Origin of the sequence: Acinetobacter lwoffii (assembly GCF_019048525.1) — a bacterium.
Lineage (GTDB): Bacteria > Pseudomonadota > Gammaproteobacteria > Pseudomonadales > Moraxellaceae > Acinetobacter > Acinetobacter lwoffii_K.
Genome location: NZ_CP077370.1, coordinates 100,361 through 121,296 on the forward strand (window position 1 = coordinate 100,361; position 20,936 = coordinate 121,296).

At 39.3% G+C, this 20,936-nt stretch carries 14 protein-coding genes, 10 pseudogenes and 1 other annotated feature; of the genes and pseudogenes, 14 read left to right on the forward strand and 10 right to left on the reverse strand.

Annotated features, from left to right (window positions below; genetic code table 11):
• Positions 1-152: 152 nt before the first annotated feature.
• The 4 genes and pseudogenes from I6L24_RS16655 to lldD all read left to right on the forward strand — a co-directional run bounded on the left by I6L24_RS16655 (position 153) and on the right by lldD (position 4,099).
• On the forward strand, positions 153-305 hold the full coding sequence (locus I6L24_RS16655; protein WP_370940781.1) for a hypothetical protein: 153 nt from the start codon (positions 153-155) through the stop codon (positions 303-305).
• 224 nt (positions 306-529) lie between these two features.
• Positions 530-2,189: pseudogene (gene lldP, locus I6L24_RS15790) on the forward strand (L-lactate permease).
• A 17-nt stretch (positions 2,190-2,206) separates the two neighbouring features.
• Complete coding sequence (gene lldR, locus I6L24_RS15795; protein WP_004282146.1) at positions 2,207-2,950, forward strand: transcriptional regulator LldR; 744 nt, start codon at positions 2,207-2,209, stop codon at positions 2,948-2,950.
• Positions 2,951-2,953: 3 nt separating this feature from the next.
• Positions 2,954-4,099 (forward strand): FMN-dependent L-lactate dehydrogenase LldD, encoded by a 1,146-nt coding sequence (gene lldD / locus I6L24_RS15800; protein WP_004282143.1) that lies wholly within the window; start codon positions 2,954-2,956, stop codon positions 4,097-4,099.
• Between the two features lie 353 nt (positions 4,100-4,452).
• Here lldD and I6L24_RS15805 read toward each other — a convergent pair whose 3' ends face one another.
• The 4 genes and pseudogenes from I6L24_RS15805 to I6L24_RS15820 form a co-directional block, all read right to left on the reverse strand.
• Positions 4,453-4,689 carry a VF530 family protein gene (locus I6L24_RS15805; RefSeq protein WP_216986644.1) on the reverse strand — a complete coding sequence of 79 codons (237 nt, stop codon included), beginning with the start codon at positions 4,687-4,689 and terminating at the stop codon, positions 4,453-4,455.
• Positions 4,690-4,804: 115 nt separating this feature from the next.
• A pseudogene (locus I6L24_RS15810) lies at positions 4,805-4,996 on the reverse strand (type II toxin-antitoxin system HipA family toxin); the annotation flags it as partial.
• Positions 4,997-5,287: 291 nt separating this feature from the next.
• Positions 5,288-5,437, reverse strand: a pseudogene (locus tag I6L24_RS15815) (VF530 family DNA-binding protein); the annotation flags it as partial.
• A 41-nt stretch (positions 5,438-5,478) separates the two neighbouring features.
• Positions 5,479-6,697: pseudogene (locus I6L24_RS15820) on the reverse strand (IS3 family transposase).
• Positions 6,306-6,422: a sequence feature (AL1L pseudoknot), on the reverse strand. (Overlaps the previous pseudogene by 117 nt.)
• An 80-nt stretch (positions 6,698-6,777) precedes the next feature.
• On the opposite strand from I6L24_RS15820, the pseudogene I6L24_RS15825 reads away from it, so the two are divergent.
• From I6L24_RS15825 to I6L24_RS15850, 6 genes and pseudogenes are all read left to right on the forward strand, one after another.
• A pseudogene (locus I6L24_RS15825) lies at positions 6,778-6,924 on the forward strand (IS256 family transposase); the annotation flags it as partial.
• A gap of 42 nt (positions 6,925-6,966) precedes the next feature.
• On the forward strand, positions 6,967-9,633 hold the full coding sequence (locus I6L24_RS15830; RefSeq protein ID WP_216986654.1) for an excinuclease ABC subunit UvrA: 2,667 nt from the start codon (positions 6,967-6,969) through the stop codon (positions 9,631-9,633).
• A gap of 165 nt (positions 9,634-9,798) precedes the next feature.
• Positions 9,799-10,738: pseudogene (locus I6L24_RS15835) on the forward strand (IS5 family transposase).
• Positions 10,739-11,175: 437 nt separating this feature from the next.
• A pseudogene (locus I6L24_RS15840) lies at positions 11,176-12,509 on the forward strand (ISNCY family transposase).
• A 129-nt stretch (positions 12,510-12,638) separates the two neighbouring features.
• A pseudogene (locus tag I6L24_RS15845) lies at positions 12,639-12,936 on the forward strand (type II toxin-antitoxin system RelE/ParE family toxin).
• A gap of 1 nt (position 12,937) precedes the next feature.
• A complete protein-coding gene (locus I6L24_RS15850; protein WP_180039173.1) occupies positions 12,938-13,228 on the forward strand; it encodes an addiction module antidote protein in 291 nt (96 codons plus the stop codon).
• A 110-nt stretch (positions 13,229-13,338) separates the two neighbouring features.
• Here the strand turns inward: I6L24_RS15850 and I6L24_RS15855 are convergent, their stop codons facing one another.
• The 3 genes and pseudogenes from I6L24_RS15855 to I6L24_RS15865 form a co-directional block, all read right to left on the reverse strand.
• A complete protein-coding gene (locus I6L24_RS15855; protein WP_004281786.1) occupies positions 13,339-13,653 on the reverse strand; it encodes a putative quinol monooxygenase in 315 nt (104 codons plus the stop codon).
• Between the two features lie 9 nt (positions 13,654-13,662).
• Positions 13,663-14,256 (reverse strand): NAD(P)H-dependent oxidoreductase, encoded by a 594-nt coding sequence (locus I6L24_RS15860; protein ID WP_005100727.1) that lies wholly within the window; start codon positions 14,254-14,256, stop codon positions 13,663-13,665.
• Between the two features lie 148 nt (positions 14,257-14,404).
• Positions 14,405-15,170: pseudogene (locus I6L24_RS15865) on the reverse strand (IS5-like element ISAba31 family transposase).
• A 94-nt stretch (positions 15,171-15,264) separates the two neighbouring features.
• Here I6L24_RS15865 and I6L24_RS15870 point away from each other — a divergent pair.
• Positions 15,265-16,146 carry a LysR family transcriptional regulator gene (locus I6L24_RS15870; RefSeq protein WP_216986645.1) on the forward strand — a complete coding sequence of 294 codons (882 nt, stop codon included), beginning with the start codon at positions 15,265-15,267 and terminating at the stop codon, positions 16,144-16,146.
• Here I6L24_RS15870 and I6L24_RS15875 read toward each other — a convergent pair.
• Both I6L24_RS15875 and I6L24_RS15880 read right to left on the reverse strand, forming a co-directional pair.
• A complete protein-coding gene (locus I6L24_RS15875) occupies positions 16,108-16,674 on the reverse strand; it encodes an IS630 family transposase (RefSeq protein WP_114145970.1) in 567 nt (188 codons plus the stop codon). The two genes, I6L24_RS15870 and I6L24_RS15875, sit on opposite strands and share 39 nt — an antisense overlap.
• Positions 16,664-17,119 carry a helix-turn-helix domain-containing protein gene (locus I6L24_RS15880; protein WP_004647755.1) on the reverse strand — a complete coding sequence of 152 codons (456 nt, stop codon included), beginning with the start codon at positions 17,117-17,119 and terminating at the stop codon, positions 16,664-16,666. The genes I6L24_RS15875 and I6L24_RS15880 overlap by 11 nt, the downstream gene beginning before the upstream one ends.
• 329 nt (positions 17,120-17,448) lie before the next feature.
• Between I6L24_RS15880 and I6L24_RS15885 the strand changes: the two genes are divergently transcribed.
• From I6L24_RS15885 to I6L24_RS15895, 3 genes and pseudogenes are all read left to right on the forward strand, one after another.
• Positions 17,449-18,783, forward strand: coding sequence for an ISNCY-like element ISAba32 family transposase (locus I6L24_RS15885; protein WP_005264215.1), 1,335 nt, complete (start codon positions 17,449-17,451; stop codon positions 18,781-18,783).
• A 114-nt stretch (positions 18,784-18,897) separates the two neighbouring features.
• The gene (locus I6L24_RS15890) at positions 18,898-19,143 is read left to right on the forward strand and encodes a type II toxin-antitoxin system RelB/DinJ family antitoxin (RefSeq protein ID WP_000246756.1); all 246 of its coding nucleotides are present in this window, start codon (positions 18,898-18,900) and stop codon (positions 19,141-19,143) included.
• Positions 19,133-19,427: pseudogene (locus tag I6L24_RS15895) on the forward strand (type II toxin-antitoxin system RelE family toxin). The gene I6L24_RS15890 and the pseudogene I6L24_RS15895 overlap by 11 nt, the downstream one beginning before the upstream one ends.
• Before the next feature lie 77 nt (positions 19,428-19,504).
• Here I6L24_RS15895 and I6L24_RS15900 read toward each other — a convergent pair.
• Positions 19,505-20,842, reverse strand: a complete 1,338-nt coding sequence (locus I6L24_RS15900) for an ISNCY family transposase (protein WP_216986646.1) — start codon at positions 20,840-20,842, stop codon at positions 19,505-19,507.
• Positions 20,843-20,936 lie beyond the last annotated feature (94 nt).

The following is a 20,936-nucleotide window of genomic DNA, read 5'->3' on the forward strand; positions in this document are numbered from 1 at the left end:
CAAGAAGCTTTCAGTGGTAGGTTTGTGCAACAAAGCCTCTTGCAAATAAAGGCTATCAAGGGATTTATACATTGTATCCAAATAGTTTATGGCCATTAAAAGCAAAAAAGCACTAAAAACCAGATCTCGAGCTAAAACTTTATAACCAAGAAATCAATAAAAGAAGAATTGGAATTGAACAGGTATTTGGAACTTTGAAAACCTTCAAAATCCTTGCCGAGCGATATCGCAACCCTGGCAAAAGACTAGGATTAAGATTTAATTTAATTGTGGGAATCTATAATTTTGAGCTGAGTAAAAAGTGAATTATGAAAGAAATCTAATGTATAAAATTTTAAGAGATTATAAAAATTGGTCATACCAAAAAATAAATTAAATCTTTTATATTGTGTTTTTGGGTTAATATTACTAATATTGCTAATACAAAATGCACATTTTATCTCTTAAACACCAAATTGGTCATACCAATTTGGTGTTTAAGTACAATAAACTGTTCAATCTAGTAGTTAAGCATTTCAAGGAGTAGACAATGCTTCAACAGTGGCAACAAATTTATGATCCTATAGGCAATATCTGGATTTCGAGTGCTATTGCGCTAGTTCCAATTATTTTCTTTTTTTTAGCGTTAGCTATTTTTCGCATGAAGGGTAGTGTAGCCGCTACAATTACCGTTTTTTTAGCCTTTCTGGTCTCATTATTTTTATACAAAATGCCAATTGGAATGGCATTAGCATCAATGGTCTATGGATTCTTCTACGGCCTGTGGCCAATTGCATGGATTATTATCGGTGCAGTTTTTATATATAAGATTTCAGTAAAAACTGGACAGTTTGATGTTATTCGTTCGTCTATTCTGTCAATTACAGAAGATCAACGTCTGCAAATGCTATTAGTTGGGTTTGCTTTTGGTACGTTTTTAGAAGGTGCGGCAGGTTTTGGTGCGCCCGTCGCAATTACTGCGGCACTGTTGGTGGGACTCGGCTTTAAGCCTTTATATGCGGCTGGGCTATGCCTGATAGTTAATACTGCACCTGTTGCTTTTGGTGCAATGGGAATTCCGATCATTGTCGCTGGGCAGGTTTCAGGTGTTGACACCATGGAAATCAGTCAAATGGTTGGTCGTCAGTTACCCTTTATGGTGCCAATTGTATTGATCTGGATCATGGCAATCATGGATGGTTGGCGTGGGGTTAAAGAAACTTGGCCTGCTATTTTAGTTGCCAGCTTATCTTTTTCTTTAGCGCAATATCTAACATCAAATTTTGTTGGGCCTGAGTTACCCGATATCACTGCTGCAATTGCATCATTAATCAGTTTAACTATCTTACTTAAGTATTGGAAACCAAAACATATTTTTCGTTTTGAGGATAAAAATATACAGGTAGATGAAACTATTATCAAGCAAGCTCGTAAACAATATAGTGTGGCACAGATAGCCAAAGCCTGGTCTCCATTTCTGATACTTACAGCAATGGTGACGATCTGGAGCATCAAACCTTTTAAAGATTTATTTGTTAAGGACGGCCCATTAAGTGATTTAGTAGTTTCAATTAAAGTGCCGTATTTGCATCAATTGATTCAAAAGCTACCACCTGTCGTGCCTGAAATTAAAGATTATGATGCGATTTATAAGTTTGATTGGTTATCAGCAACGGGTACGGCGATTATATTGGCGGCATTGATCACGATTATTTATTTAAACATGAAACCTAAAGAGGCAGTTTCGACATTCTTTGAAACCGTGAATGAACTAAAAACCCCAATTTATTCGATTGGTATGGTACTGGCTTTTGCGTTCATTGCAAACTATTCAGGTCTGTCAGCAACGCTTGCTTTAGCACTGGCACATACGGGTCAGGCTTTCACCTTCTTCTCACCATTCTTGGGTTGGAGTGTTTCTTACAGGTTCAGATACTTCAGCTAACGCATTGTTTTCAGCGTTACAAGCAACTACAGCACAGCAAATCGGTGTGCCTGAAGTCTTGTTAGTTGCTGCCAATACCAGTGGTGGAGTAACAGGTAAGATGATTTCCCCTCAATCAATCGCGATTGCTTGTGCAGCAGTGGGTTTAGTTGGTAAAGAATCTGATTTATTTAGATTTACAGTAAAACACAGCATTATCTTTACGGTGATGATTGGTATTATTGTGACCTTACAAGCTTATGTTTTCCCGTGGATGATTCCGTAAACGGGTCAAGGAAAAAAATGAAAGTCTCCGACAAAGTGGTACAGCGTTTACGTCTGTTGATTGAAAAAAATAATGTGCAAGTCGGAGAGCGATTGCCTGCTGAACGCCAACTCTGTGAACAGTTAGGTGTGTCTCGTAGCTCTTTACGTGAGGCGATTCAACAACTGATTACCGCAGGGATTATTCAGAGCAAAGCGGGTGCAGGCACCTATTTAAAGCAGTTGCCTGCACATTGGTCACAGTATCAAATCGTTGAGCCATTATCCGGTTTGATGGATCAGGATCCTGAATATCGTTTTGATGTACAAGAAGCTCGTATGGTGCTTGAAGGTGGTACAGCATGGTATGCCGCACAACGTGCCACACCCAGTGATTTGATCAATATTCGTCAATGTTTTGAGCAGATTAGCCATTTTCAGGCTTTAGGTGATGATGCCCACGCAGCAATAGCGGATGCGAATTTTCATCTGGCGATTGCAGAAGCATCCCACAATCTAGTGCTGATCCAAATGATGCGTAGTTTGTTTGATTTATTGCAAGACAACGTGATGTTAGGGCGACGTAAAGTTTACACCACACCACAACATTTTGAACAATTGCATGACCAGCATTTTGAGGTGATGGACGCAATTGAACGTCAAGACTCAGAGACTGCACGTAAGGCAGCTTGTGGGCATATTGAATTTGTTGTTCAACGCGTACGTATGATCGATGAAGAAGAAGCTCGTCGTCAACGTTCGAGTCGATTAAATAGGACATAAGTTATGATTATTTCTTCTGCAAATGACTATCGTGAAGCTGCGAAACGTCGTTTACCGCCATTTTTATTTGAATACATCGATGGTGGTGCCTATGCGGAATATACTTTAAAGCGTAATGTAGACGATTTATCAAAAATCGCTTTACGTCAACGTGTGTTAAATGACATGTCTGAGCTGAGCTTAGAAACGCAATTGTTTGGTGAAAATTTGGCGTTGCCAGTGGCATTGTCACCTGTAGGTCTAACGGGTATGTATGCGCGTCGTGGTGAAGTTCAAGCCGCGGTTGCCGCAGATAAAAAGGGCATTCCATTTACCTTATCAACAGTTTCAGTTTGTCCAATTGAAGAAGTGGCACCTGCGATTCAACGTCCGATGTGGTTTCAACTGTATGTACTACGTGACCGTGGTTTTATGAAAAATGCCTTGGAACGTGCTAAAGCCGCAGGCTGTTCTACCTTAGTATTCACAGTCGATATGCCTGTTCCAGGTGCGCGTTATCGTGATGCACATTCAGGAATGAGTGGTAAAAATGCTGCAATACGTCGTTATATGCAATCGTGTATGCACCCACACTGGGCTTGGAATGTCGGTTTATTGGGTCGTCCGCATGATTTGGGTAACATTTCGAAATATTTAGGTAAGCCGACAGGTCTGGAAGATTATATCGGTTGGCTGGGAAATAACTTTGACCCTTCAATTTCTTGGAAAGATCTTGAGTGGATTCGTGATTATTGGGAGGGTCCCATGGTTATTAAGGGGATTTTAGATCCTGAGGATGCCAAGGATGCGGTACGTTTCGGAGCAGATGGAATTGTGGTCTCCAATCACGGTGGTCGTCAGCTTGATGGTGTTTTGTCTTCTGCTCGTGCGCTTCCTTCAATTGCAAGTGCGGTCAAAGGTGACATCAAAATTTTAGCAGATTCAGGGATTCGTAACGGTCTTGATGTGGTACGTATGTTGGCTATGGGTGCAGATATTTGCATGCTTGGTCGTGCATTTGTATACGCACTTGGTGCTGCCGGCGGTTCTGGGGTAAGTAATTTACTAGATTTGATTGAGAAAGAAATGCGTGTGGCAATGACATTGACTGGTGCAAGAACCATTGCAGATATTACATCGGATTGCCTGGTCAAGCTAGAGAAAGAGTAAGCGATTTAATTACTCACATTACTAAGGCTTTGCCAACTTTCCTTTGAAAAAAGAGATTTTTATCTGAATAATTTGGGTAAACAAAGCTTCCTTTTGAAAAAAACCAACCTTGGCAAGAGTCACCGACATAAAATACACTAAATAACATAATTGGTACGTTAATAAACTCTATATATAACAGTTATATAGAGTTTTTATTTTGTGTGACGTAATTTAAGGTGGGGTCGGATACTTTGATTTTTGGTCACTAATTTATTGTGATAATCAACAATAATAACCAACATACATATGCTTAATCTAAGGGTATTTTACTGACTGGTATAATTTTATGATGAGAGGGGTGTTGCCTGAGGTTACGGTTTCTGTTTGGCCTTTTGGCGTAAGACGTACAAATATAAGCTTTCTACTTTTTCACGTGCCCATGGTGTGGTACGCAAGAATCGCAATGATGATTTAACACTTGGATCTATGCAAAAACATCTAACTTCAATTTTACGACTTAAACCTTCAAAGCCACCGTAGTAATCCAATAATTCATCCAAAATGTCAGCAAGTTTTTTGCCGTGTAAAGGGTCATTGGAGGTGTTCATAATAGATCAATCGTATTTTGGGTGGTCATTATTATAACCTGGGCTAGTTGGAAAACTAGAGAGTTGGAATGTAGGTAATGATGGACTGAATAACCACCAAAATTCTGGAGCACACCCAACCATAGGGTGATGCATCATATATATGACTTGGTAATCCCATTTGTTGTGTAGGAAAGTTTTTTCTTAATGGGTCACCTTTTAACGGAAGTAGGTAAGAGGAAAGCTCTAAACCTTTACGGATCGCTTCAGCACTGTATTCAAAGGCAATTAATAGTTGACCTGTGATTGCTGTTGAGGAGACCAGTATACCCTAAAGCCAATATTCACCCCATCCATTGTAGTAAAACCCCAACCTTGGCAAGAGTCACCAACATAAGATACACTAAATAACATAATTGGTATGTTAGTAAACTCTATATATAACAGTTATATAGAGTTTTTATTTTGTGTGGTGTAATTTAATGTAGGGTGGGGTAATTTGATTTTTGGTCACTAATTTATTGTGATAATCAACAATAATAACCAACATACATATGCTTAATCTAAAGGTATTTTACTGACTGGTATAATTTTATGATGAGAGGGGTGTTGCCTGGGGCTACGGTTTCTGTTTTGCTTTTTGACGTAACACGTACAAATATAAGCTTTCTACTTTTTCACGTGCCTAGGGTGTGGTACGCAAGAATCGCAATGATGATTTAACACTTGGATCTATGCAAAAACATCTAACTTCAATTTTACGACTTAAACTGAACCGTACCGGGTTTGTCGGAGACTTTTTTATTTAAGTTAGGCCACCTGACCTAACGGGTTAATCTTGTCATAGTACATTGCTTCAAACTCAAAAGGTGATACAACCCAGTGCACTGTGTACACGCTTTTTATTGAACCAATCTACCCAGTTTAGTGTTGCAAGTTGTACATCTGCTAAACCTTGCCAATCTGCTTTTAGATATTCAATCACCTCTGTTTTGTATAAGCCATTCACCGTTTCAGCCAAAGCATTATCGTATGAATCACCAGTCGTACCGACTGATGCTCGTAAATTTGCTGCTTCTAAACGATTGGTATAGCGAATGGAAAGATATTGCACACCTCTGTCGGAATGATGAATCACATTCTTTGGCATGCCTCGATCGTGCAATGCATTGCTCCAATGCATCGAGCACCATATCTGTATTCATTCGTGTAGATACTTTCCATCCAACTATTGCTCGTGAGAACACATCAATAACAAATGCGGTATATACCCAGCCTGAATGAGTTTGAATATAGGTAAAGTCACCCACCCATAGTTGGTTTGGATGATCAGCATTAAAATTACGTTTCACTAAATCATCTGCCCGTTTTTGGTCATCTCGGTTACGGGTGGTTTGTTTATTCTTACCACGCCAAACACCTTGTATACCTAGCTTTTGCATCAATCGAGCAACAGTACAGCGTGCAATAATATAGCCTTCACGTTTCAGTTTTTGCCAGACTTTACGTACACCATACCGACCTGAACTTTCCTTCCAAATTCGTTTAATCTCCTCAGCATGATGCAAGTCATGTAAATCTCGCTTTGCTCGATGTTCTGGATTTTCGCAGAGATCTAGAGTCCGGTAATAGGTTGAAGCTGCGATCGGTAAAATCCTACAAATCGCATCAACACCATATAAGTCTTTATTGTTATGGATGAAATCCACCATTATTTGTGTGGGCGGTCGAGCTCCGCCTGGGCGAGAAAAGCGGCTGCTTTACGTAGAATTTCATTGGCACGCTTTAATTCTTTAATTTCACGTTCCATTTGCTTCATTTTTTCTTGATCAGATATCTGTTGTACTTTAATAGGATTTTGCTGATCTAAATGCTTTTGATGCCAGGCACGAAGTGTTTCAGGAGTACAACCAATCTTAGGCGCAATTGCTGTGATTGCAGCCCAAGTAGAAGGATAATCTTTTTCAGATTCAATCAATAATTGAACCGCTCTTTCTCTGATTTCAGGGGTATATTTTAATTTTGTCATCGGGACACTACGCTTCGCTACGTCTTGCGAAGCAATGCTTCTCATCTCAGAATATTGACTCTCCGACAAACCCGGTACGGTTCTCTTCTGATGATTCAGTGAAAAGGGTCATTTATTTAGCAACTTCAAATGCTGCTAAAAAATGGACCATGCCAATTCAAAATTGGCGTTTAGCAATGAATTGGTTTACGATTCAGTTCGATGATCGATTAAAAGATCATTTATAAAAAATGAGACTCACACAAAATAATTTACAGGCTCGTAGAAACATGAAAATACATTCTTTTGGTGAACACAATAACATTACTTTATCTAATAATTGTATTGAAGTTCGAGGTGCACGTGAGCATAACCTTAAGGATGTAGATGTTTCTATCCCAAGAAATGCACTTGTTGTTTTCTCAGGTGTATCGGGTTCAGGAAAATCATCACTTGCTTTTGGAACTATTTTTGCTGAAGCACAAAGAAGATATTTCGAATCTGTTGCACCTTATGCAAGACGCTTAATAGATCAGGCCGGAGTACCAGATGTTGATGCTATTGATGGTCTACCACCAGCAGTAGCATTGCAACAACAACGTGGTGCAAGTAATACCCGTTCTTCTGTTGGAAGTGTAACAACTTTATCAAGTCTCGTGCGAATGATTTATTCGCGTGCTGGTGCATATCCTGCCGATCAGCCAATGTTATATGCCGAGGACTTTTCACCGAACACTCCTCAAGGTGCTTGTCCTACCTGTCATGGTTTAGGTCACATTTATGAAGTTACAGAATCGACAATGGTTCCTGACCCAACACTCAGTATTCGTGAGAGAGCTATCGCATCATGGCCACCTGCTTGGCACGGGCAAAACTTACGCGATATCCTAGTAACCCTAGGGTATGATGTTGATCGACCATGGAAAGATTTACCGCAATCGGATAGAGACTGGATTTTATTTACTGAAGAAACCCCAACAGTTCCTGTCTATGCTGGTTTAAGCCCCGCTGAGACTCAATCTGCACTTAAACGTAAACTAGAACCCAGCTATATGGGCACTTTCACTGGTGCTCGTCGCTATGTCCTTCATACTTTTGCTAATACGCAAAGCACGTTGATGAAAAAACGTGTTTCACGTTTTATGGAAGGAAAAATATGCCCTTCCTGTCATGGTAAACGCCTTAAACCAGAAGCCTTATCTATTACCTTTGCTGGAGTAGATATTGGTGAGTTTATGCAACTTTCTTTGGATAAGTTAACTTGCCTGCTTGAGCCCATTGTTCTTGGCAATTTCGACGCTCATGATGCTGGAGAAAAGACTAATAATAAAGTAACCCAACTTGATAGATCTGAACGAGCAACAACAGGTAGAGCAGTGCATTCTGTATCTCCAGATGTAAGACGTACGTCAGCACTTTCAGATGAAAAGAAAATTGCTGCCCAGCGTTTAGCAAATGGTGTGGTGGGGCGTTTAAATCAATTACGCCAGTTAGGTCTTGGTTATCTAACATTAGATAGAGCCACACCGACTCTTTCAGCGGGAGAGTTACAACGTTTGCGTTTAGCAACACAATTAAGTTCTATGCTATTTGGTGTAGTTTATGTACTGGATGAACCGTCTGCTGGATTACATCCTTCAGATAGTCAGTCATTATATGATTCTCTCGATAAATTAAGAGACGCTGGAAACTCCGTATTTGTTGTAGAGCATGATTTAGAGCTCATGCGTCGTGCTCAATGGTTAGTGGATGTTGGACCAGATGCAGGAGAGCAAGGTGGTAATATTTTATATAGTGGAGTACCTCAGGGTTTAAGTGAGATTTCAGCTTCACGTACTGCAAGTTATTTATTTAATAAAATCCCAGTTACTCAAAGTTATGGACGTACACCCTCTGGTTGGCTTGAACTTAACAATATTTACCGACATAACCTGCATAATATTGATGCTCGTATACCTCTTGGTGTACTTACAGCAGTTACAGGTATTTCAGGTTCAGGTAAATCTAGTCTCGTTTCTCAAGCTTTACCCGAGTTAGTACTTTCATATTTAGGCAATGAATCTGAAACTGAAAACAATAATGAAAATAATCCTTTAAATGAAGGAATGTTGGTTACCGAGGTTACACTGGGTTCTCTGGCTGGTGATGTGGAGGCTATACAGCGTCTGGTACAGGTTGATCAAAAACCAATTGGCCGTACTCCACGTTCTAATCTGGCAACTTATACGGGTTTATTTGATCATGTTAGAAAGTTATTTGCTGGGACTCCTGAAGCTCGCCAAGCTCATTATGATGCTGGACGTTTTTCGTTTAATGTGGCTAAAGGGCGATGTGAAACTTGTGAAGGTGAAGGCTTTGTCAGTGTAGAGTTATTGTTTATGCCAAGTGTATATGCCCCTTGTCCGACATGTCATGGTGCTCGATATAATGATAACACTCTGAAAATTCGCTGGAATGGACGTAATATTGCTGAAGTATTAGGAATGACCGTCAATGAAGCACGTGATTTTTTTGATGGAGAGGTCTCGATTGCTCGTTCACTACAATTATTAAAGGAAATTGGCCTTGGTTATTTACGTTTAGGGCAACCAGCGACTGAACTATCTGGTGGAGAAGCGCAACGTATTAAATTGGCGACCGAGCTGCAACGCAATCAGCGTGGAAATACACTGTATATACTTGATGAGCCAACTACAGGTTTGCATCCATCAGATGTAGATCGATTGTTAGTTCAATTGCAGCGATTAGTCGATGCGGGTAATACCGTGGTTATGATTGAGCATGATATGCGTGCCGTTGCACAAGCAGATTGGGTGATTGATGTGGGACCAGGTGCTGGAAATGCTGGTGGGAATATTGTTGTGGCAGGAACACCAAAACAAATAACAGAAAATCAAGATAGCCGTACTGCTCCATATTTAGTTAATGAGTTAGTGAGTCGTGATACTAAACGTTGATATTGCGAGTGGGTAGAATAAAACCTTAAATTAAAAGCCTGTAAAATCAATCAGATATTTTTTGTTTTAGGTGGTGTGTGAGCATGAAATCTAAAAGTTTTTTCAACTAAGGGCTTTGTTGCACAAACCTATCTGTAAAGGCTTTTTCAGCGATATAATTTTCAAATGAAGAAGCCTACACACAAAATCTACCGCACAACCAATTGGCCCGCATATAACCGAGCACTCATGAGTCGCGGAAATATTGCCATTTGGTTTGATCCTGCTACGCAATGGTATGCGCCATCAAAAGGCAAACAAGGGCGAAATCAAACCTACTCCGACGCAGCCATCCAATGCGGCTTAATGATTAAATCCTTATTCCGTCTGTCTTTACGTATGGTTACTGGCTTTGTGCAAAGTCTGATTAAACTTTGCGGCTGAGCAGCCCCGAATATCAGTGATATTCGTACAGTACGCTTTGTAGAAGACAAAAGCATATTGATATTGTAATCAGCTACCAAAAAAGTAGAGATGGGCTGCATCTACTCATGGACTCTACAGGCATGAAGTTTCTAGGTGAGGGCGAATGGAAACGCAAGAAACATGGACCTGAATATCGTCGCCAATGGCGTAAACTTCATATTGGTATAGATGCTAAAACCCTACAAATACGAGCAGTTCAGCTTACAACCAATAATGTCAGTGATTCACAGGTGCTTGGTGATTTACTTAATCAGATTCCACAAGATGAGCAGATTGACTCTGTTTATACCGATGGAGCTTATGACACCAAGCAATGCCGTCAGGTCATTGCAGATCGGCAAGCGCATGCGGTGATTCCACCTAGAAAAAATGCGAAACCATGGAAAGATACAAAGAGTAGCTCGCTAGAACGAAATGAATTACTTCGAACAGTTAAACGTTTAGGCAGGACATTATGGAAAAAATGGTCAGGCTATCATCGGCGAAGTTGGTTGAAACTAAGATGCACTGCATTAAATTATTAGGAGATAAACTCAGCGCAAGGAGTTTTGATAGCCAAGTGAATGAAATTCATGCACGTGTAGCAGTCCTCAACAGATTTACGGAATCAGGTCGACCACTTACCCAAGTTACGTCTTAAATTTGGCTCAATTAGGGGCGCTTTGCATTTCAAATCTTTGTGCAACAAAGCCCTTTGAAAGCGTAAAACTTTCATTGAGAACAATAATGGGTATAGACAGGGACAGTACGAGTTGAGGTGAAACAATAATATTAGTTGTTTTTTAGTTGAACCTTTTTTTGTCAATCGAATTGTTTTTAGTTCAAACATGATGAAGTTTATGAATTAAAATTTAATTCAACATATCATATTTATCTAAATAAAGGATAGTACTTTAACTTATTGAAATCAGGTAAGTGTAAGGGATATATGAAGTTATTGTTTGGTATACTTCGCTTAACATAATCAATATTATACGAAATCAGTGTTAGAACCCATTTAAAGTGTCTATATTCTCACCAATAAAAATGTCTGGTTTATGATGGTTTTCACCATCATGGACTGGATATGAAATATAGATGCTGATCACTATGTCTGACAAAGAAATTCAACGTCTTGCAGTTCTGCAAGACGTTCGAGATCATCGTATTACACAAGTCCGTGCTGCTGAAATCCTTAATCTTTCAACCCGTCAAATTACCCGGTTATTACAGAAGCTCAATCAAGATGGTGTTTCAAGTATGTCGCATGCCAGTCGTGGTCAACCGGGCCATCATCGCCATGACGATTTATTAAAATCAAAATTTCTTTCCATTATTTCTGAACATCTGCTGGGATTTGGACCTGCCTTGGCCCATGAGAAGCTCAGCAGCATGTTTGACCTGAATATCCCGGTAGAAACGCTTCGGCGCTGGATGACTGCAAATGACCTCTGGATTCCACGATCCAAGCGCCTTAAACGTCCATATCAGCCACGTTATAACCGGGATTGCTTCGGTGAGCTGATCCAGATCGATGGCTCATATCATGACTGGTTCGAAGGACGCGCTGCTAAGTGCTGCTTGCTGGTTTATATCGATGATGCCACTGGAAAGCTGTTGCATCTGCGCTTCTGTGAGGCGGAAACGACCTTCGACTATATGCTTTCAACCCGAGCCTACATTGAACAATACGGTAAGCCTCTGGCCTTTTATAGCGATAAACATTCGGTCTTCCGAGTGAACCAGAAATCGAGCCAGGACAGCAAAATCACGCAATTTGGCCGGATTCTGAATGAGTTAAAGATTGATATTATCTTTGCCAACTCACCACAGGCTAAAGGTCGCGTAGAACGCGCGAATAGAACCCTTCAAGACCGTTTGATCAAGGAGATGCGTCTGGAAGGCATCAGTTCAATTGCCAAAGCCAATGCCTGGCTACCCTGCTTTATTGAGCAGTTCAACCAGAAGTTTGCCAAGTGTGCGCGAAATTCAAAGAACTTACATCGTCCTCTAACTGAATCTGATGCTGAGCTGGAGGATATATTCACCTGGCAGGAACCGCGTAAGGTCACGAAGAACCTCACCATCACGTATGACAAGTGTATTTATCTGCTTGAACCGACAGAGCTAAATCATAAGCTTGTTGAGCAATACATTTCATTTCTGGAGTACCCGGATGGCACTGTGGCGATCATGCATGAAGGACGGAAGATCAACTATAGCGTCTTCAATAAACTGGCTGGACTACAGCAGAATGAAGTGGTTGAGAATAAAAAATTAGGCTCGATTCTGGCGCATATTCAACAGCAACATGAAGAATTGGAAAAAAAAATAAACGTTCCCGGGCCAAGAAAAGTATGCCGAGTCGTAAAGCTCAGAAAGCTGTTATTGAACAAAGAAATTTAAATCCTGTGCTTGACTCTTGCAGTTAAAAACAGGAGATTTTAAATGGTTTATCGCATAGACACTTTAAATGGGTTCTAACATAATGGATGTTCGTATAGATTAATTGCATATTGTATTCGATCAAATACAATATAGTGAGAAGATAAGGAATCCTCATGCTTGAAATTATACGTCTTCCAGAATTTGATGAATGGTTGGATGGCATTAAAGACAATATGACTCGTATTCGCTTGAATCGTGGATTGGATAAGGTTCAACGTGGAAATTGGGGGAGACATCAAACCTCTCCAAGATGGCGTTTGGGAAATGAGAGAATTCTTCGGTTCTGGGTGGAGGATGTATTACATTCAACATGGTGACGTAGTGATTGTAATGCTTGGTGGAGGAGATAAATCAACTCAGCAACAAGACATCGATCGTGCAGTCAAACTATCGAAAACATTGGAGGATTAAAATGGTTAGAGTCGCTGATTTACCAAGTTTTGATATGGCTGAGTCACTCAAAACTGAAGAAGATATTGTGATGTATCTCAACATGGTTCTTGAAGAGAATGATCCAGCTGAATTAGCTCATGCTCTTGGTGTTATTGCTAAAGCTCGTGGCATGACTCAAATCGCTAAAGAAGCAGGAATTGGGCGTGAGGCACTCTACAAAGCCCTACGTCATGATTCAGCACCACGTTTTGATACGATTAATCGTGTAGTGAATGCTTTAGGCTTAAAACTCAAAGTACAACACGCCTAAGACTTTAAAAAATATAGTAAAAATGGGAGCTAAAGGCTCCCATTTTTAGATTCGTATAACGTGTATTATGTTAATTTTAGAGAAACTCATAAATGAATATAATAATTTGATTAAAATCCATTCTCTAAAATTCGGATATCAACACCAAGAACATCATCTTTTATCTTAAAGTGATGTTCTTGCATATGTACGGTTGCAAGGTGGGAATCTAAATGCTTGATACTTTTCCATTTTTCCAACATAACGACTGTATTTTTCAATGGCGCCTGATAAGACGCATGACTCTCATGATTAATAAGTAATTCGTAACCAAAACAACCATCTTCTTCAAGCACTGTTGGTGTGATCTCCTTGAATGAATTGATTACATGTTGCAGATGCTCTGAACCGGGTTCTATTTTAATTTCAGCAATAATTGTTAACATCATTTACCTCTATATCACTGATGCAGGAAAATTACGGATCAAATGTTGGCGATAGTCATCTTTTATTTGTGGTACGTTTGGTGCTTTGATGACGTCATGAGCAATAAATGTTGACATGCTTTGCATACCAAGAAACTCATTGGCTTTTCGAAAAGGCAAATAAACCCCATCTACACCTCTCCCCTCAAAAAATTGTTTTGGATCAGTGAATGCTTCAGCAGGTGCATTCCAAGTTAATGACAGCATAAATTTTTTGCCATGCATTAAACCTCCCGAACCATATTTTTTAGAAGTATCCGAACGTGAACGACCATCATTTGCGTATATATGACCATGACCTTCAGTAAATACATCATCAATATATTTTTTTACTGTCCATGGTGCACCCATCCACCAGCCTGGCATTTGATAAATAATAGCATCAGCCCAAAGATATTTTTTTACCTCCTCTTTTGGATCAAAAGCACTATCAGCACGCGTAACTTTAACTTTATGACCTAATTCGGTTAATACTTCTTCTGCTAAAATTGTCAAGGTATCATTCAATTCACCATTAGAATGGGCAAAAGTTTTAGCACCATTGATAATTAAAATATTATTCATCTTCATCCCAAATTAAATAGAGAAGTACAATATAAATTTAAGATCCATCAACATAAATGCAATTATTAACAAAACATTATTGATTAATTGTTAATAATTAAAATTGATATATAATTAAAAATTATTTTTTATTAGGGTCTGTTGACATTTACTGTTCATAATTAACCCTATAAAGGTAGCCATAAAAATATACAGGCTAAAGCAACAGAACTTTGATAATTTCTTTTGAGCTTGTCATATCGAGTAGCTATTCCTCTAAATTGCTTTAATCTACAAAACATATTTTCAACTAAATGCCTGATTTTATATAAATACCAGTCCATATGATCATTGTTCGATTGGCTATTTGTTTTCTTTGGTATATTCGCTTTAGTCCCTGTTTTCCTGATCTGTTCACGCAGTGGTTCTGAATCATAGCCTTTATCTGCACATACCACTTTTGTCTCTTTTAAATCTAATGTTGATATTAAATCAGGTGCAACTTTAACATCATGTGTGGTTCCATCGGTAATCATGAAATCAATAGGATTGCCATGTGCATCAACAATCAAATGTATTTTTGAGGAGTTTCCTCCTACACTTTTAGAAATAGATTGATTCGCTATGCCGGCAGAATGTTGATGAGCACGTACATGAGAGCCATCAATAAAAATCCACTCCATATCGGGGCATGAGGCTATTAATTTGAATAATCTAAGTAACTTACCGCTGCTTGACCAACGATTAAAACGTTTGAAAATAGAGTTTGAATGACCAAAACAGCAAGGAATATCTCGCCACGGACAGCCTGTTCTAATTCTATAGAGAATAGCTTCAATAAAATTGCGTAAATTTGAGTTGTGGTGAATGGATAAATTACGCAGAATAACTTTCAACTTTTGCCAGTGTTGATCTGTCAGCATGGTACGAGGCATAGCGAATAGTAAAATTGGGTTTGGCGATTTGATTTTACTACTTCGCTATTTTTTAAGCTAAAAGTGTCAACACACCCTAATGATTTACTTAGATATGAAATCTACATTTGATGAACTTTTAGTATTTGTTACGATCGCTGATTGTGGCTCTATAGTGAAAACAGCAGAACAATTAAATCAAACAACATCTGCTATCAGTCGCACATTACAACGCCTCGAAAAAAAATTAAATGTTAAATTAATCGAACGTACAACCCGTAGCCTTAACCTTACCTATGATGGAAAAATTTTTTTAGAAAGAGCAAGAAAATTACTTTCTGATTTGAATGAAGCTGAAGAGTTGTTAATTAATCCAGGTACTGAACCTACAGGCTTAATTAAAATAGATTCAGCAACACCGTTTGTATTGCATGTAATTATTCCATTAATACCAGAGTTTATAGAACGATATCCAAAGATCAGTATTGAACTAACTAGTCATGATCATGTAATTGATTTATTAGAGCATAAAATAGATGTTGCTATACGATTTGGTGATCTAGAAGATTCAAGTCTCTATGCAAAATTATTATATAAAAGTCGTTTGTATATCGTTGCTAGCGCTGAATATCTCAAAAAAAATAACTTACCAAAATCTATTATTGAGTTAAATCAACATAGATTATTAGGATTTAGCCATCCTTTGCATTTAAATAATTGGCCAATTTATATAAATGATCAACTATATAAAACTTCACCATCTATTACAGCTTCTAATGGCGAAAGTGTTCGTCAACTTGCTTTACAAGGCGTAGGAATCGCTTGTCTCTCTGAATTTTTAATTTTAAAGGATATAAACGAAGGTAAATTAATTGCTTTATTTGAAGATGAAATAAAAATTCATGAGCAAAAAATCCATGCTGTCTATTACAAAAAAAATTATATACCTAAGTTGTCATTAAAAAGTAAACATGTATTCTTTTCCGAATTGGTTTGATACTTTCTCCACCCATTGCTCTATTTTGTCAGCTGTCATGACTTGAAAATCTCGCCAATAATATTTCATCTGCTTCCATACCATCTCGATTCGATTTAACTCAGGGCTATAAGCTGGAATAAAATACAGATTCGTCGAAAAGTTAGTTTTAAGTAGCTCTCTGTAATCAGCCATCTTTTTACTTCTATGAATCGAGGCATTATCAACAATAAGAACCAATGGAAGGTTATACATCTGTTTTACTTGTTGAGCTATTCCAGTTAAATAGGCATAAAACCAAGTGCTTTTCACTGACTCTTGTAAACAGCTTGTCACCAGTTTCCCCGTTGAAAGCAAACACCCCATGACATTAACTCGTTTTAATCTTATTGCATCAACCGCATGAACATCACCTATCTTTGTCCACGCATAGCGGTTATCAGGTGTAGATGAAAATCCTGTTTCATCAACATAACCTAATATAATTTCACCACGTGCCGCTTGCTCTCGTAATTCTTCAATCTGCTGTGTTGCTTGTTCAAATGCAATCGGATCTCTTTTTTTTCAAGCTATGACGGGTACGCTTGAAGACCATACCTGAATCACGTAAAAACTTACGAATGGTTTCAACAGACACGGACACTTCGTATTCTTCATGTAGTTTGACTCGGATTTGTTCTGCATTGAGTGGACTTGTATTGACCCAATCTAGGATTTTCGCCTGATAGTCTGAGATCAATGTATTGGGTCGACCTGAGCGATGACCTTCTTTAATCGATTCAAACTCATACAATTCCCAACGTCGGCGTTGTAGCCTTATGGTTTCTGGGATACGTTCTTGTAGAGTGGCAACTTCCGCAACACTTTTACCTTCGGAAAGCCAGAGAATAGTTTGGGCACGTTGCCTTTCACGCCAATGTTTTGCATGCTTGACCAGAAAAATGAGTCGTTCTCGCTGTTCTAAACTAAGTGGTACAGAAACAATTCTAGGCATGTGTGAACATCTGTTAACTAAAAAAACCTTTTCGCATCATTAGTTATTTTTGTCAACTTAAGAGAGTTAGATTATTTATTGATTATTTATATGAAAAATTACAACAGCTTAATTAATTTTAAATGGATTTTTCAAACCAAAGTTTGAAAAATATCTAATTTTTTAGGCATATTTTAGTTGAATAATGTTTGAAATAAATCTCCATTTAACATAAGGGTTGTTATGCGAAGTCGACTTGTTAGAACCCATTTAAAGTGTCTATATTCTCACCAATAAAAATGTCTGGTTTATGATGGTTTTTATCACCATGGACTGGATATAAAATATAGATGCTGATCACTATGTCTGATAAAGAAATTCAACGTCTTGCAGTTCTGCAAGACGTTAGAGATCATCGTATTACCCAGGTCCGTGCTGCTGAAATCCTGAATCTTTCCACCCGTCAAATTACCCGGTTATTGCAGAAGCTCAATCAAGATGGTGTCTCAGGTATGGCACATGCCAGTCGTGGTCAACCGGGTCATCGTCGCCATGACGTCCTGTTAAAATCAGAATGTCTTTCCATTATTTCTGAACATTTACTTGGCTTTGGTCCTACATTGGCTCATGAGAAGCTCAGCAGCATGTTTGGCCTGCATATCCCGGTAGAAACGGTTCGTCGCTGGATGACTGCAAATGACCTCTGGATTCCTCGATCCAAGCGCCTGAAACGTCCATATCAGCCTCGATACAACCGTGATTGCTTCGGTGAGCTGATCCAGATCGATGGCTCATATCATGACTGGTTTGAAGGTCGAGCTTCCAAATGCTGCTTGCTGGTTTATATCGATGACGCCACTGGAAAGCTGTTGCATCTGCGCTTTTGTGAGGCTGAAACGACCTTTGATTATATGCTTTCAACCCGAGCCTACATTGAGCAATACGGCAAGCCTTTAGCGTTTTATAGCGATAAACACTCGGTATTCCGAGTGAATCAGAAATCGAGCCAAGATAGCCAGATCACGCAATTTGGGCGGATTCTGAATGAGTTAAATATTGATATTATCTTCGCCAACTCACCCCAGGCCAAAGGCCGCGTAGAACGTGCCAATAGAACACTCCAGGATCGCCTGATCAAGGAAATGCGCCTAGAAGGTATCTGTTCAATTGCCGAGGCAAATGCCTGGCTGCCCTGCTTTATTGAGCATTTCAATCAGAAGTTTGCCAAGTGTGCGCGAAACTCAAAGAATTTACATCGGCCATTAACCGAATCTCATCTTGAACTGGATGATATTTTTACCTGGCAGGAACCGCGTAAGGTCACCAAGAATCTGACCCTGACCTATGACAAATGTATTTATCTGCTTGAACCGATAGAGCTGAATCATAAGCTTGTTGGGCAATATATTTCATTTCTGGAGTACCCGGATGGGACTGTGGCCCTCATGCACGAGGGACGAAAGCTCAACTACAGCATTTTCAATAAATTAGCTGGGCTACAGCAGAATGAGATCGTTGAGAATAAACGGTTAGGTACAGTTCTGGCACATATTCAGCAACAGCATGAAGAGTTGGAAAAACAGAATAAACGTTCCCGTCTCAAGAAAAGTATGCCGAGTCGTAAAGCTCAGAAAGCTGTTATTGAACAAAGAAAGTTAAATCCTGTGCTTGACTCTTGTGGTTAAAAACAGGACATTTTAAATGGTTTATCGCATAGACATTTTAATTGGTGAATAACACGACTTGTAATGCAATTTGCATTACAATATTCCTAGTACATTAAACACTTGGGAAATATGATGGCTACTGTTAACTTCAGGGTCGATGAAGCCCTTAAAGAAAAATCTTATTCAATCCTGAAAGAGCAAGGTATTGCACCTACGGATTTCTTCACTAGTATTCTTGAGTATGTTGCTACGACTGGGAAACTGCCCGTCAAAAAAGCTTTGCTTTCGGAAGAAGATGAAGAATTATTAGCTCTTGTCCGTAAGCGCATTAACGATCCTAAAGAGATGTTTGAGGAAGTCACATTAGATGACTTATAAGCTTTTACGTCACAAGGACTTTACAGCAGAATGGGAAAAACTCCCTGTTGCTATACGAGATCAATTTAAAAAGAAACTAGCTAAAGATCATAGAGCAGTCACATATTCCAAAGAACATGCTTAGAGGCGCTCTTGCAGGTTGCTATAAAATCAAATTATTAAAAGCTGGTGTCCGACTTGTCTATCAAGTTAAAGATGATCAGGTAGTTATCCTGCTCATTACCGTCGGAAAACGAGCTGATAGCATAGTTTATGACGAAGCGAAAAAGCGAATTAAAGATTAAAAATGGGAGCTTATAGCTCCCATTTTTATGTTATTCCCAAATAGAAATGTCCTACCTACTAACCAAATAGAAATGTCCTATATGGACATTTCCAAGTCAAGCACAAGATTTAGATTTCGTTGTTGAATTGTTGTTTTCTGTGCACGTCTTCTTGGCATCTTTTGAGAACGATTGCGTTTGTTTTGTTGTTCCAGTTCTTCATGCTGTTGTTGGATATGATTCAGAACAGCACCCAACCGTTTATTCTCAACAATCTCTCGCTGATTCAGCTGACTTAATTTATCGAAGAGGCTGTAATTGATCTTTCGGCCATCATGCATGATCGCCACAGTGCCATCCGGGTACTCCAGAAATGAAATGTATTGCCCAACAAGCTTATGATTCAGCTCTGTCGGTTCAAGCAGATAAATATATTTGTCATACGTCAGGGTCAGATTCTTGGTGACCTTACGCGGTTCCTGCCAGGTAAAAATATCATCTAGTTCAACATCAGACTCTGTTAAAGGGCGATGCAAGTTCTTGGAATTTCGCGCACACTTGGCAAACTTCTGGTTGAACTGCTCAATAAAGCAGGGTAGCCAGGCATTGGCTTTGGCAATTGAACTGATGCCTTCCAGACGCATCTCCTTGATCAAACGGTCTTGAAGGGTTCTATTCGCGCGTTCTACGCGACCTTTAGCCTGTGGTGAGTTGGCAAAGATAATATCAATCTTTAACTCATTCAGAATCCGGCCAAATTGCGTGATTTTGCTGTCCTGGCTCGATTTCTGGTTCACTCGGAAGACCGAATGTTTATCGCTATAAAAGGCCAGAGACTTACCGTATTGTTCAATATAGGCTCGGGTTGAAAGCATATAGTCGAAGGTCGTTTCCGCCTCACAGAAGTGCAGATGCAACAGCTTTCCAGTGGCATCATCGATATAAACCAGCAAGCAGCACTTAGCAGCGCGTCCTTCGAACCAGTCATGATATGAGCCGTCAATCTGGATTAGCTCACCGAAGCAATCCCGGTTATAACGTGGCTGATATGGACGTTTAAGGCGCTTGGATCGTGGAATCCAGAGGTCATTTGCAGTCATCCAGCGCCGAAGCGTTTCTACCGGGATATTCAGGTCAAACATGCTGCTGAGCTTCTCATGGGCCAAGGTAGGTCCAAATCCCAGCAGATGTTCAGAAATAATGGAAAGACATTTTGATTTTAATAAATCATCATGGCGACGATGGCCAGGTTGACCACGACTGGCATGCGCCATACCTGAAACACCATCTTGATTGAGCTTCTGTAATAACCGGGTAATTTGACGGGTTGAAAGATTAAGGATTTCAGCAGCACGGACTTGTGTAATACGATGATCTCGAACGTCTTGCAGAACAGCAAGACGTTGAATTTCTTTGTCAGACATAGTGATCAGCATCTATATTTCATATCCAGTCCATGATGGTGAAAACCATCATAAACCAGACATTTTTATTGGTGAGAATATAGACATTTTAATTGGTGAATAACAC

Coding starts and splice junctions, on each gene's coding strand:
- lldR (WP_004282146.1), top strand. CDS start 2,207: ATGAAAGTCTCCGACAAAGTGGTACAGCGTTTACGTCTGTTGATTGAA.
- lldD (WP_004282143.1), top strand. CDS start 2,954: ATGATTATTTCTTCTGCAAATGACTATCGTGAAGCTGCGAAACGTCGT.
- I6L24_RS15805 (WP_216986644.1), bottom strand. CDS start 4,689: ATGAACACCTCCAATGACCCTTTACACGGCAAAAAACTTGCTGACATT.
- I6L24_RS15830 (WP_216986654.1), top strand. CDS start 6,967: ATGAAAATACATTCTTTTGGTGAACACAATAACATTACTTTATCTAAT.
- I6L24_RS15850 (WP_180039173.1), top strand. CDS start 12,938: ATGGTTAGAGTCGCTGATTTACCAAGTTTTGATATGGCTGAGTCACTC.
- I6L24_RS15855 (WP_004281786.1), bottom strand. CDS start 13,653: ATGTTAACAATTATTGCTGAAATTAAAATAGAACCCGGTTCAGAGCAT.
- I6L24_RS15860 (WP_005100727.1), bottom strand. CDS start 14,256: ATGAATAATATTTTAATTATCAATGGTGCTAAAACTTTTGCCCATTCT.
- I6L24_RS15870 (WP_216986645.1), top strand. CDS start 15,265: ATGAAATCTACATTTGATGAACTTTTAGTATTTGTTACGATCGCTGAT.
- I6L24_RS15880 (WP_004647755.1), bottom strand. CDS start 17,119: ATGCCTAGAATTGTTTCTGTACCACTTAGTTTAGAACAGCGAGAACGA.
- I6L24_RS15885 (WP_005264215.1), top strand. CDS start 17,449: ATGCTGATCACTATGTCTGATAAAGAAATTCAACGTCTTGCAGTTCTG.
- I6L24_RS15890 (WP_000246756.1), top strand. CDS start 18,898: ATGGCTACTGTTAACTTCAGGGTCGATGAAGCCCTTAAAGAAAAATCT.
- I6L24_RS15900 (WP_216986646.1), bottom strand. CDS start 20,842: ATGCTGATCACTATGTCTGACAAAGAAATTCAACGTCTTGCTGTTCTG.